The following is a 13,049-nucleotide window of genomic DNA, read 5'->3' as shown; positions in this document are numbered from 1 at the left end:
GCAATGAAATAATCATTTCGTTTTTTACTTTTAGCAGGTCTAATTGTAAAAAAGAAATTGTTACTACTCTCAATCATTGTATACCTGATCCTTACGGTAGTAATAGGTTTCTGGGCTGCACGCCGAGTTAAGACTACCGGAGATTTTATGCTTGCAGGCAGAAGCTTGCCAATCGTATTAAGTTCAGCAGCACTCTTTGCAACCTGGTTTGGTTCCGAAACAGTTTTTGGCGCATCCTCACAATTTCTGGAAGGTGGATTATATGCAGTGATTGAAGATCCCTTCGGAGCATCGTTATGCCTTTTTCTTTTTGGATTGATCTATGCCCGCAGGCTCTATAAGATGAACCTGCTTACTCTGGGCGATTTCTTTAAAGTCAGGTATAATAAAACAACCGAACTAACCGCCAGTCTTTTTCTGGCCTTACCATACCTCGGGTATATAGCGGCACAGCTGGTCGCTATGGGGCTTATCCTGAATGTGGTTGTAGATATACCCTTGTGGCAAGGTGTTGTGATCAGTTCAGTGATTGTAACGTTATATACTTATGCCGGGGGCATGTGGGCTATATCCATCACCGATTTTTTCCAGAGTATAATTATCATTTTAGGGATGGTTGTACTGGCCTATATATTATCCGAAAAAGCCGGAGGTGTATCAGCCGTGCTTCGTGAAGTGCCAAAGGAAGATCTCCGCTTTCTGCCCACATTTGATCTGAAGGAAATTGCTGCCTATATAGCTGCATGGGCTGTACTCGGGCTCGGCTCATTACCTTCACAGGATGTCTTTCAACGGGCGATGTCTTCCGGTTCCGCCAAAACAGCAATCTGGTCTTGCCACATTGCAGCGTTGCTATACCTCACCATCGCTATGCTTCCGCTATACATCAGCTTATGTACGAAGCATCTATACCCGGACCAGGTTGCCGGTGACACACAACTCACATTGCCCAACATGGTATTGCAGCATGCATCAATGCCAGTTCAGATACTGTTCTTCGGATCACTCTTGTCAGCGATCATGAGTACAACGAGTTCGGCTATACTTGCACCAGCAGCCATCTTTTCAGAAAACCTGATCAAGCCTTTAACAAAGCATCGGTATACCGACCGTCAGTTTCTTGTGCTAACCAAAATATGTGTGATTTTATTTGCTGTAATGGCAACTATTATGGCCTGTTTTCGGTCTAATATCTATGAATTGGTAGGGGAGTCTTCTATACTCAGTCTCGTTTCACTTTTTGTTCCATTAACGCTGGGATTGTATTGGAAGCGCGCCAATAGTAAAGGAGCATTACTTTCGATGGTGTTGGGTATGATAACTTGGATTATCTTTGAGGCCTTTGAAACACCATGGCCAAGTCTTATACCAGCAACGCTTGTTAGCTTACTGGGAATGATAGCAGCAGGCTATATGTGGTCGGAAGAAAGAGAAAAAGCAGTATGATAAAGATTGAATTAAACCGTTTGAATGATGCCTTCCACATGGAAGCACGCAACGATGCAGGGAACGCGGTGCAGATGGATTCATCTCCTGAATCAGGAGGATCAAATTTAGGAATGCGCCCGATGCAAATGCTATTGGCGGCAATGGGTGGCTGCAGTGCTATAGATGTAGTGAGCATTCTGAAAAAACAACGCCAGGATCTGAAAGATATTAAGATCACCGTAACAGGCGAACGTGAAAAAGATGTGACTCCGTCACTGTATACTGAAGTGCATGCACATTTTAAACTCTATGGAGATATTGATACCGATAAAGCAGAAAAAGCAGTGAGCTTGTCTGTTGAGAAATATTGTTCCGTAGCCAAAACCCTGGAGAAAAACGCTAAAGTCACTTATAGCGTTGAGGTAATCAAATAAACCTCAGTCTACATCCGCCAATTTTAATTATCACAGACTCAGATTCATTTTTATACATGGAAGAGAAAAGAAATTTCGATACAGACGCTATCCGTACGCAACATCAGCGTACACCATTTCGCGAGCATTCCGTTCCGTTATACCTCACATCAAGTTTTGTATTTGATGATGCTGAACAGGCACGCGCGATGTTTGCCGATGAGATTCCTGGAAATATATATAGCCGCTACTCCAATCCGAATACAAACGAGTTTATAGAAAAACTTTGCAAGCTTGAAGGAACGGAGGATGGTATAGGAACAGCTTCCGGTATGGCAGCGATGTATAGCAGCATGGCCGCGTTGCTGAAGTCTGGTGATCATGTACTCGCATGTCGTTCGGTATTTGGTTCAACCCATCAGATCCTCAATATAATATTTCCGAAGTTTGGTATTTCGCATAGCTATGCCGATGTAAACGAACCGGAAACATGGGAGAAGAAAATTCAGCCCAACACCAGGATGATTTTCGTTGAAACTCCTTCCAACCCGGCACTCGATCTCATCGACCTGGAGTGGCTTGGGAAACTGGCAGCAAAACACAATCTGATACTGAACGTTGATAATTGTTTCGCTACACCATACCTGCAGCAACCTGCAAAATGGGGAGCACATATTATCACGCATTCGGCCACCAAATTTATGGACGGACAAGGCCGCGTTATTGGTGGTGCTATATTAGGAACGAAAGAACTGATAAAAGACATCCGCTTCTTTACACGACATACCGGTCCATCCATGTCACCGTTCAATGCGTGGATCTTATCGAAGAGCCTGGAGACTTTAGCCGTGCGGATGGATCGTCATTGTCAAAATGCATTGACTCTCGCAGAACATCTCGAGAAACATCCTGATGTGAAAAAGGTGAAGTATCCTTTCCTGCCATCTCATCCACAATATGCACTTGCTAAAAAGCAAATGAAACTGGGCGGTGGTATCGTAACATTCGAGATCAAAGGAGGCGTAGAGCAGGGGCGGAGATTCTTGAATTCATTGCAGATGATTTCACATACTCCCAACCTCGGTGATACCAGAACGATTGCTATACATCCTGCATCTACCACGCATTCAAAACTCAGCGAAGAAGAACGCGCTGCAGTAGGTATAACTTCCGGACTTATCCGCATTGCTGTAGGACTGGAAGATATAGCAGATATAGTTACCGATATTGATCAGGCGATAGCAGCTTCACGCTAATTCATTTATCTTATGACAAGACCCATCGTTGCTCCCTCTATACTCGCTTCTGATTTTGCTAATCTGCAACGCGAAATTACCATGCTCAATGAAAGTCAGGCAGATCTGATTCACGTTGATATTATGGATGGAGTATTTGTACCGAATATATCCATGGGGTTGCCAGTAGTAGAAGCGGTAAAACGTCATGCGCGCAAGCCGTTGGATGTTCACTTGATGATCGTACAGCCCGAGCGTTATGTGGAAGCTTTTCATAAAGCAGGAGCCGAAATTATATCTGTACACGTAGAGGCTTGCCCACACTTACATCGGAATATACAACAGATACATGCACTGGGTTGCAAGGCTGGTGTCGCTATCAATCCGCATACTTCCATAACTGAACTTGAAAATGTTATTGCAGATATAGACCTGGTATGCCTCATGTCGGTGAACCCGGGATTTGGCGCGCAGAAGTTTATTGAGAATACCTATCGCAAAGTAGCAGCGCTCAAAAAAATGATCGTTGAATCAAAATCAAATGCCCTGATTGAAATAGACGGGGGCGTGAATCAGCAAAATGCCAAAGCCTTACTTGATGCAGGTGCTGATGTACTGGTTGCCGGTAATTTTGTTTTTAGCGCAGCGGATCCCAAGGCAACGATCAGTAACCTGAAAGCTATACTCTCATAATATTTACCTTTCAGAAGGTTACCGGCTTCTTTCGTAACATCCTGTAGGCTTTCTGCGTATCTTCGGCAAGATTTTTGAAGTTTGCTCTAAAACTGACTGCTATGCAGAAATTTCTCCTAATACTTTTAGTAATAATAATAACGTTTAGTGGCTGCTCGCGCACGGTAACGCGCGTTGATCCATCACAGCAAATAGATCTTAGCGGGCGCTGGAATGATACAGATTCTCGTACTGTTGCCGATAAAATGATTTACGATCTTTTTGACTCGGAGGCATTTAAGAATTACGCTAAACAACTCGGTCGTAAACCCGTGATCGTTGTTGGTTCAATCTCCAATAAAACCTCTGAACATATTGATGCTGATAACTATGTTAAGAAGTTTGAAATAGTGATTCATAATTCAGCTATAGCTGAAATTATTGAGTCCGGAGAGTTTAGAGACAAGCTTCGTACTGAGCGAACCGAGCAACAAGACTTTGCCTCATCAGCTACAGCCAAGCAATTTGGAAAAGAGATAGGAGCGGACCTCATGTTGTTTGGTGAAATGACTTCAGAGACGGACACCTATAACAAGAAGCGTGTCGTTAATTATATTACTACTTTGTTTCTGACAGATATTGAAACCAGCAGACGCATCTGGTATGGTCAGAATGAAATCAAAAAATTTGTGAAGAATTGATTGGATCATATTGTCTTAAAGACGAATCATGAACAATCATAAACAAAACGGAAACCCTCTTCAAGTAACGACTCCTAAGGTCTTTATTCGAGTTATACTGTTCGCCAGTTTTACTGTTCTTACAGCTGCCTGTGCTACATACTATCAAAAGAACTTCGATTTCAATTATGAATTCGAGCGCGGAGATTTACAACAAGCACTGGCAACCTTAAAGAAAAACGATAAGCAGGAGCAAGGCAAGTCGCGTTTTATCTACATGGTGAATAATGGTTTGCTACTCTCTATACTCGGCCAATACGAAGAGAGCAACGAATACTTTGAGAAGGCTTTTCTTTTTGGAGAAGACTATCACATCAATTATCTCAACGAAGCTGTTTCCTATTTTACCAATCCAACCGTTACCATTTATCATGGCGAAGATCACGAACATCTGATGCTGCTATATTTCAAGGCGCTTAATTATCTAAAGATGAATAAGCATGAAGAGGCCCTTGTGGAATGCAGACGCCTTAACATTCGTCTCAACCAGTTAAGTGACAAGTATACTTCTCCAGAGAAATACCAGCGCGATGCTTTCATCCATACTTTGATGGGAATTATATATCAATCAGACAAAGACTATAACAATGCATTTATAGCCTACCGGAATGCACTGGAGATTTATGAGAATGATTATGCCAAAATGTTTGGAATGGAAGTTCCTCAGCAATTGAAGTTCGATCTTATTAACACAGCTTCATGGACAGGCTTTACAAAAGAAGCTGAAGAGTATAAAGAGAAGTTTTGCATCCCTGACTATAAACCAACAGCGCCTGAAGCAGAACTTGTTTTCTTTTGGCACAATGGACTCACACCGGTAAAAAGTGAGTGGAGTATAAATTTTGCAATCGATCCGGGTACGAACAACGGTGTTGTGTTCAGCAATCCGGAACTCGGTCTTGTATTTCCTTTCGAGCTGGATGAAGACGACAATAAGAAGCGTTCAGATCTTACCAGGCTCCAGGTATTTCGCGTGGCATTTCCGCGATACCTTGAACGACCAGCTTACTATGCAGAAGGTGACTTGAAACTGAATGGCGAAAGTTATCCGCTTGAACTGGCGGAGGATATAAATAAAATTGCATTCTATAGTTTGAAGAAGCGTATGGTTCAGGAGTTCAGCAAGGGTCTTCTTCGCGCTGCATTGAAAAAAGTAACAGAGCAAAGTTTACGCAAAGAAGATGAAGGTCTTGGTGCTGTGCTTGGGTTGGTGAACGCGATGACCGAGAAAGCCGATACGCGTAACTGGCAAACACTTCCGCATAGTATTTTTTATTCGCGTATACCCTTGAAAGAAGGAGCGAACGAAGTGACTCTCAGCCTCAAAGCAGACAGTGCCCACGCGACCACACATAATTTTACATATCAGGTACAGAAAGGACAAACACTTTTTCATACCTTTTCATCGTTAGAAAACACGAGCGCGCCTTACCGATATTATTAATATGACATCTCCTCTGAAGTATTCAGTATCAAAATATATAGATCGATCCAGTATACAGTTGATACCTATACTTCCGCCAATAAACCTGCTTGTTGTTAACTGGTTCCTCCAAATAGGCAGATCAACCCATTCCATGCTCAGAACATTTAGGATGATTGCCGAATTTGCCTTACCTTTAAAACCCAAAAGCCAGATTATGAATGGCTTACATTTTTTAACTTTAGGAGCTTAAACCCATTTTTTTGAAGCGTTACGCTGCGATAACCGCCCTGCTCTTACTCGTGCTGATTTCAGCATCGGATGTGCTCGCTCAATATGAGAATGAGAAGGATGCTACTATTCCGCTGGAGCACTTTTATGTTAAGCGCCAGGGTATAGGTACATTTCGGAGGATATTAAGCAAAGTCACGTTTGGTTTAAGCACAGGCTATGGAAGCACTACATTCAAACATAACCTGGATGGTTTCGGTGTTATCCAGAATCCTGATTCCATGCCGAAGTTATTCCGTCCGGCAAGTGTAGCCACAGGATATTCCAATTGGATAAATCGTGTTCAGTCTTCCGGTAACACTGTGCAGCCCGGTGCATTTCTCGCCAGCTCCGATACAACCAAGCTCGGCTTCAAAAGCAAAGCTTTCAACATTCCGCTGAAGGCAACTATTCACATTGAATTTAACCGTTACAGAATCGGAGCAGGGTACTCTTACGAGTATACTCGTCTCGGATCATTTAACGCCACCAGCTATAGCGACAAGATCAGCAGCTTCTCTCCGGATGTATCCAGTTTCTTCATGAAGAAATATTTTCTGATGATCGGGGCGGCTGTTTACCGGTATAATGATTACCTGCTCGTAGTGGATGCAAATATAGGAGGGTATAAACTCGGCAATAAATTCGACAACAGTGTTATTAAGAAAGGAATCTATTTCAATCTTGGCGCTGCAGTAGAACGGGAGATGTCTGAGTATTTCAAATTGTTCGTCAGACCGTCCTATGAATTTAAAGGATACAAGATCAGCATGCCTGAAACCGGGCCGAGTATAAATCACCGGATGAACGCATTTTATTTAAACATCGGGGCAACCTATCGCTTCCCGGAACTTCGCAGATGTTTTTTAAAGACTTGTAAAGCACAAATGAATCACGCGCATGGCAATCGCGAATACCGAAGCCGTGTACATCCGATCTATAAAAAACAAAATCCACACTACGGAGAAAATTATCCGAACCTTATCAAGTACAAGGGAAAGAACAAGAACAAGCTTAATCCATACTAAAGCTCAACCTTGTTACATCTTTGATTTATAGCCTTATAAATCTTCAGGATTTCGTATTTCTTTTCGAGCGAGTTCAGCTTCATCTTCAGGCTATATTTCTATCTCCGGACTTCATCCGGTACATCAATACTGACTGCCTTTTTGTTGGGTTGAAAATAATAATGGTATACATCTGTACAGCACGCGAAACACTCGTGGAAAAAAGTCAATATTAACCGGTTTTTTTGAGTCGTAAAGTGGTAACTTTTACTATCTTGCGAGGCTTTAAAAAACGCTTAATTAAGCCCAAAACAAACGATTTTAGATGGCAGAAGAAACAGGTGGTCTGACCCCTCAAAGGCAGAGTATAATCCCGATCAATATTGAAGATGAAATGCGCGGTGCATACATCGATTATTCGATGTCGGTAATCATTTCGCGCGCGCTTCCGGATGTACGCGATGGATTAAAACCCGTACACCGCAGAGTGCTGTACGGAATGTTGGATTTGGGAGTGAACTACAACAAGCCCTATAAAAAATCAGCAAGAATTGTAGGGGAGGTATTGGGTAAGTATCACCCACACGGAGATGCTTCGGTGTATGATACGATGGTGCGTATGGCGCAGAACTGGTCTCTGCGGTATACGTTGGTAGATGGACAAGGAAACTTCGGTTCGATTGATGGTGATTCTCCGGCAGCGATGCGTTATACGGAAGCACGCCTTCGCAGAATTGCAGAAGAGATGCTCGCGGATATCAACAAAGATACCGTTGACTTCCAACCTAACTTTGACGACTCGTTAACAGAACCAACGGTATTACCGGCCAAGATTCCAAACTTGCTGGTGAACGGTTCTTCCGGTATAGCAGTAGGGATGGCTACCAACATGGCACCGCATAACCTGCGCGAAGTCATTGATGGTGTAGTGGCATATATAGATAACAACGAGATTACTATACAGGAACTGATGAAGTTCGTGACAGCACCCGATTTCCCGACTGGTGCATTGATCTATGGTTACTCCGGAGTACAGGAAGCTTTCCTTACCGGCCGTGGCAGAATCATCATGCGTTCGAAGGCAGAGATCGTTACTTCCTCAACGGGTAAAGATCAGATCATCGTCACGGAGATTCCGTACATGGTGAACAAAGCGCAGATGATCGAGAAGACTGCTGCTCTTGTAAATGACAAGAAGATCGAAGGTATATCTGATATACGTGACGAATCGGATCGCGAAGGATACCGTATAGTATACGACCTTAAGAAGGATGCAATCGCGAATATAGTCTTAAACAATTTATATAAGTATACACAACTTCAATCCTCATTCGGTGTGAACAACGTGGCGCTGGTAAAAGGCAGGCCCATGACACTGAACCTGAAGGATATGATCAAATACTTCGTTGAGCATCGTCACGATGTTATCGTACGGAGAACAAAGTTTGAACTGGCCGAAGCGGAACGAAGAGCACACATTCTTGAAGGATACCTGATAGCGCTGGATCACCTTGATGAAGTAATCAATTTGATTCGTGCTTCCAAAGATCCTGAAACTGCGAAGGAAGGATTGATGGGTCGCTTTGGATTATCTGAAATCCAGGCGAAAGCAATTCTGGATATGCGTCTGCAGCGACTTACCGGTCTGGAGCGTGATAAAATTCAGCAAGAGTATAATGAAGTAAAAGAACTCATCGATCGCCTGAAAACTATTCTGGGAGACGAAGGCGTGCGTATGCAGCTTATAAAAACTGAGTTACTCGAGATCAGAGAGCGTTATGGTGATGACCGCAGAACAACGGTTGTTCATAACGATGACGACTTCACGGTAGAAGACATGATTCCGAATGAAGACATGGTGATCACCATTTCCAATCAGGGATATGTGAAGCGTACTTCACTTTCAGAATATAGAACGCAGGCAAGAGGTGGTGTAGGATCGAAAGGCGTTACTACGAAAGACGATGACTTCACAGAACACTTGTTCATCGCGCAGGCACATAATTACCTGTTGATCTTTACCGATCAGGGTAAAGTATATTGGAAGAGAGTATATGAAATTCCGGAAGGTAATAAGATATCGAAAGGAAGAGCCGTGCAGAATCTGATTAACATTGAACCAGGCGATGTTGTACGCGCCATCATTAATGTTAAGAACCTTGCAGACGAACAGTATATCAATAACAACTATGTGATTCTTTGTACCGAGAAAGGTACGATCAAGAAAACATCACTTGAAGAATACTCACGTCCTCGCCAGGGTGGTATCAACGCGATCACTATACATGATGGAGATCGTCTGTTGAATGCGTCCCTTACCAATGGAAACAATCACATCATCATCGCCAAGAGCGAAGGCAAGGCGGTACATTTCCACGAATCGGATGTTCGCCCGATGGGACGTAACGCTTCCGGTGTAAGAGGTGTATCCCTGGATTCTGATACCGATAAAGTTATAGGCATGGTTTGCATAACACGTGAAGATGCGAACTTGCTTGTAGTATCAGAACATGGTTATGGTAAACGCTCGCTTACGGATGACTATAGAATTACGAAGCGCGGAGGTATAGGAGTGAAGACGATCAACATCACAGACAAAACTGGCAAACTTGTTGCCATCAAGGAAGTGGTTGATGAGGATGAATTGATGATCATTAACCGTTCGGGCATTACAATTCGCATTAAAGTAAGCGAATTACGTGTTATGGGTCGTGCAACACAAGGTGTACGTCTTATCAAACTGAACGAGGATGACCGTATATCATCTGTGGAGAAGATTCAGCAGATTGTGGAAGTAAAGAGCGATTCCAGTGATACGGCATCCATCATAGCAAGCACAGAAGATGGTAGCAATACTATTATACCGGACGCTATTGATTTACCGGATGATGATGCAAGCGATATCGATTCGAACGATACTGATGAAAACAATAACCCACAATAAATTATAACAATGAAAAAGATAACCGTTTTATTACTTCTTATCATACCAGGAATCGTGCTGGCACAGAAAGAAGCGAAGCCGAATATCAACAAGGCTTTAACAGCTCTGAAGTCAGGTAAACTGGATGAAGCTAAATCAATTATAGATGCGGCCACCACCTACGAAAAAACAATGAACGATGGAAAAACATGGTTCTACAGAGGTGTGATCTATGGCGCATTGGATACTACTTCAAGCTACAACGCAACGGAGGACCTGGGCGCAGTAGCCGCTGCTTCTTTGAAAAAAGCTGAAGAGCTGAGCAACGGAAAATCAGCAACATACTTTGTACAGGATAATAACGGAGGAATGATCCTGTATGATCAGGCGATCACCAGCATCAGCAACTCTTACCTGGTAAAAGGTGATAAAGCTTTTAACGCTGAGAACTTTAAAGAAGCATTGAAGCAATTTGAAAAAGGTATAGCCTTCAAGGCAAGTAAGCCCGATACTACCTTCTATGAATATGCAGGATATGCTGCCTATAATTCAGATGAGAGACAAAAGACGATGACGTATCTGGCGAAGTATGCCGAGCTTGGTGGAAGAAGAACACAGGCGTTGACGATGCCAGCGTTGCTTGCATACGAAGATCAGAACTTCGAAGCTGCGCTTGCAAGTGCTCAGCAGGTATTGAAAATCATTCCTAATCATAAGGATATGAAAGCAGTGGAGTTGAACTCTTTGATTCAGCTGAAGAAATATGATCTGGCTGCACAAAATCTTCAGGCAAGTGTTAAGGCAAATCCGAATGATGCGCAAAGCCTTTACCTGTTAGGTGTATTGAACACAGAACTTGGCAAGATGGAAGATGCTAAAGCAAATTTCGAAGCGGCTCTTAAAATTCAACCAGACTATTTCGATGCACAGTTCAATCTTTCAAACTACTACCTGGTTGAAATCGACAAGACTACACAGGCAGTCAACGCACTGGGTATATCTGCTGCTAACGCAAAGAAAAAACAAGAGCTTGTTCAGAAGCGTGTAAAGCAAAGTGAAGTTGCTATTCCATACCTGGAGAAGGCTGAAAAAATGAAGATACCTTCTAAAGATGCCGAGATCGAGTTGTTGAATAAACTTAGCTTGCTATACTACTATATCGCTGACGATAAAAACAACGAGCGTGTTACCAAAAGGCTGAAAGCTTTAGGTGTAGAAGACTAAAAGATCATGTGATCTATAACTTAAAAAGGGAAGCTACCGAAAGTAGCTTCCCTTTTTTAATTATATACAATTGCAGACTTTCAATTTCTACTTATCTTTCTAGGAAGTAGAAACAACCTCACCATGCCAGAAACCGCTATTACCAAAGAGCAAAAGAAGACGCTTTGGTTCGTTATCTCCGCCTCATCCGTTGGTACACTCATCGAATGGTACGACTTCTATATTTTTGGAAGTCTCGCCACTATATTATCGGAACAGTTTTTCCCGAAGGGAAATCCAACGGCAGCGTTCCTCTCCACACTGGCAACTTTTGCAGCCGGGTTTATAGTCAGGCCGTTTGGCGCTATAGTATTCGGCAGATTAGGGGACCTCGTTGGAAGGAAATATACCTTTCTGGTAACACTCATCCTGATGGGAGGCTCTACATTTGCTATCGGTCTTGTTCCGGGGTATGAAACCATCGGTATACTGGCCCCTATATTAGTACTTGTACTTCGTTTACTTCAAGGCCTTGCCCTGGGAGGGGAGTATGGCGGTGCAGCAACCTATGTTGCCGAGCACGCTCCGGCATCCAAGCGTGGATTTTATACCAGCTTTATACAGACTACCGCTACGTTAGGACTTTTCGTTTCGATAGGTGTTATCCTGGGCGTTCGCGAGTCGATGGATATAGCAGAGTTCAATGATTGGGGCTGGCGTATACCATTTATACTTTCATCTATACTCGTAGGCGTTTCAATATTCATTCGACTGCGTATGAATGAATCGCCACTGTTTGCCAAGCTTAAAGCAGAAGGAAAAGTATCGAAGAATCCCATCAAGGAAAGCTTTGGAAATAAAGCCAACCTACGGCTTGTGCTCATCGCTTTGTTTGGTGCTGCTGCAGGGCAAGGTGTTATCTGGTATACCGGACAATTCTATGCGATGACATTCCTGGAGAAAACGTGTAACGTTGAATTCGTTCAGACAAGGAATATTATCGCGATCGCTTTACTGATGGGGACACCGCTCTTTATATACTTCGGCTGGCTCTCCGACAGGATAGGCCGTAAAGTTATCATGATGATCGGTATGTTACTGGCTGTCGTATTATACCGGCCTATATATAGGCAAATGTATTTGTTAACGGATGTTTCTTATAAGACAGAAATTCCTTCCGAGAAAAACATTACTACCTCTACACGAATTTCATCATCACAAGATTCTGTTTCTATAAAAATGACCACGCTTGTTTTTGATGACGGAAGCAACGTAATCGAAACTACTACTACCACCAAAAAACAACAAGGCAAGACTACCGTTGATAGCAAAAAGGAGATCAAGCTAAATGGTGAGCCATACTATGCCATGATCGGTTTGATCCTCGTACAACTTGTACTAGTCACCATGGTATATGGACCTATCGCGGCATTTTTGGTAGAGTTATTCCCAACCCGCATACGCTATACTTCCATGTCGCTACCGTACCATATAGGCAATGGAATTTTCGGAGGACTAACTCCATTGCTGGCAACCAGTCTGTTTGAATTCAGTAAAACAGAATCAAACCCGGCCGGTGATCCGTTAGCCGGATTATGGTATCCGATTATAGTAGCCGGCATTACTTTTATAGTAGGAATGATCTTCCTCAGCAATAAATTAAAAGCCGATGTTGATAAAGAGGAATAACAATTCGGCAATGAACGATTAGCAATCTATAACGAACAACGGAGCA

Annotated in this window: 10 protein-coding genes; all 10 read left to right on the top strand. The window is 42.9% G+C overall.

Annotated features, from left to right (window positions below):
* Positions 1-57 precede the first annotated feature (57 nt).
* The 10 genes from B5Y40_RS20260 (at position 58) to B5Y40_RS20215 (ending at position 13,003) form a co-directional block, all read left to right on the top strand.
* Positions 58-1,446 carry a high affinity choline transporter 1 gene (locus tag B5Y40_RS20260; protein WP_079688669.1) on the top strand — a complete coding sequence of 463 codons (1,389 nt, stop codon included), beginning with the start codon at positions 58-60 and terminating at the stop codon, positions 1,444-1,446.
* Positions 1,443-1,862 (top strand): OsmC family protein, encoded by a 420-nt coding sequence (locus B5Y40_RS20255; protein ID WP_245840676.1) that lies wholly within the window; start codon positions 1,443-1,445, stop codon positions 1,860-1,862. The genes B5Y40_RS20260 and B5Y40_RS20255 overlap by 4 nt, the downstream gene beginning before the upstream one ends.
* Before the next feature lie 56 nt (positions 1,863-1,918).
* Positions 1,919-3,097: an O-succinylhomoserine sulfhydrylase gene (locus tag B5Y40_RS20250; protein WP_079688668.1), complete on the top strand. Its 1,179-nt coding sequence runs from the start codon at positions 1,919-1,921 to the stop codon at positions 3,095-3,097.
* Positions 3,098-3,109: 12 nt separating this feature from the next.
* Positions 3,110-3,769 carry a ribulose-phosphate 3-epimerase gene (gene rpe / locus B5Y40_RS20245; RefSeq protein ID WP_079688667.1) on the top strand — a complete coding sequence of 220 codons (660 nt, stop codon included), beginning with the start codon at positions 3,110-3,112 and terminating at the stop codon, positions 3,767-3,769.
* Positions 3,770-3,870: 101 nt separating this feature from the next.
* The gene (locus tag B5Y40_RS20240; protein WP_079688666.1) at positions 3,871-4,449 is read left to right on the top strand and encodes a penicillin-binding protein activator LpoB; all 579 of its coding nucleotides are present in this window, start codon (positions 3,871-3,873) and stop codon (positions 4,447-4,449) included.
* A 28-nt stretch (positions 4,450-4,477) separates the two neighbouring features.
* The gene (locus tag B5Y40_RS20235; RefSeq protein WP_143785852.1) at positions 4,478-5,932 is read left to right on the top strand and encodes a COG3014 family protein; all 1,455 of its coding nucleotides are present in this window, start codon (positions 4,478-4,480) and stop codon (positions 5,930-5,932) included.
* A 242-nt stretch (positions 5,933-6,174) separates the two neighbouring features.
* Positions 6,175-7,209 carry a hypothetical protein gene (locus B5Y40_RS20230; protein ID WP_079688665.1) on the top strand — a complete coding sequence of 345 codons (1,035 nt, stop codon included), beginning with the start codon at positions 6,175-6,177 and terminating at the stop codon, positions 7,207-7,209.
* Between the two features lie 304 nt (positions 7,210-7,513).
* On the top strand, positions 7,514-10,132 hold the full coding sequence (gene gyrA / locus B5Y40_RS20225; RefSeq protein ID WP_079688664.1) for a DNA gyrase subunit A: 2,619 nt from the start codon (positions 7,514-7,516) through the stop codon (positions 10,130-10,132).
* 9 nt (positions 10,133-10,141) lie between these two features.
* Positions 10,142-11,335 (top strand): tetratricopeptide repeat protein, encoded by a 1,194-nt coding sequence (locus B5Y40_RS20220; RefSeq protein WP_079688663.1) that lies wholly within the window; start codon positions 10,142-10,144, stop codon positions 11,333-11,335.
* 123 nt (positions 11,336-11,458) lie between these two features.
* Positions 11,459-13,003, top strand: a complete 1,545-nt coding sequence (locus B5Y40_RS20215) for an MFS transporter (protein WP_079688662.1) — start codon at positions 11,459-11,461, stop codon at positions 13,001-13,003.
* Positions 13,004-13,049 lie beyond the last annotated feature (46 nt).

This window comes from Ohtaekwangia koreensis (assembly GCF_900167975.1).
Classification (GTDB): domain Bacteria; phylum Bacteroidota; class Bacteroidia; order Cytophagales; family Cyclobacteriaceae; genus Ohtaekwangia; species Ohtaekwangia koreensis.
This window is presented reverse-complemented; position numbering and strand designations above follow the sequence as displayed.

What these genes read in the sequence shown, in the direction of transcription:
- B5Y40_RS20255 (WP_245840676.1), top strand. Translation starts at nt 1,443, where the DNA reads ATGATAAAGATTGAATTAAACCGTTTGAATGATGCCTTCCACATGGAA.
- B5Y40_RS20250 (WP_079688668.1), top strand. Translation starts at nt 1,919, where the DNA reads ATGGAAGAGAAAAGAAATTTCGATACAGACGCTATCCGTACGCAACAT.
- rpe (WP_079688667.1), top strand. Translation starts at nt 3,110, where the DNA reads ATGACAAGACCCATCGTTGCTCCCTCTATACTCGCTTCTGATTTTGCT.
- B5Y40_RS20240 (WP_079688666.1), top strand. Translation starts at nt 3,871, where the DNA reads ATGCAGAAATTTCTCCTAATACTTTTAGTAATAATAATAACGTTTAGT.
- B5Y40_RS20235 (WP_143785852.1), top strand. Translation starts at nt 4,478, where the DNA reads ATGAACAATCATAAACAAAACGGAAACCCTCTTCAAGTAACGACTCCT.
- gyrA (WP_079688664.1), top strand. Translation starts at nt 7,514, where the DNA reads ATGGCAGAAGAAACAGGTGGTCTGACCCCTCAAAGGCAGAGTATAATC.
- B5Y40_RS20220 (WP_079688663.1), top strand. Translation starts at nt 10,142, where the DNA reads ATGAAAAAGATAACCGTTTTATTACTTCTTATCATACCAGGAATCGTG.
- B5Y40_RS20215 (WP_079688662.1), top strand. Translation starts at nt 11,459, where the DNA reads ATGCCAGAAACCGCTATTACCAAAGAGCAAAAGAAGACGCTTTGGTTC.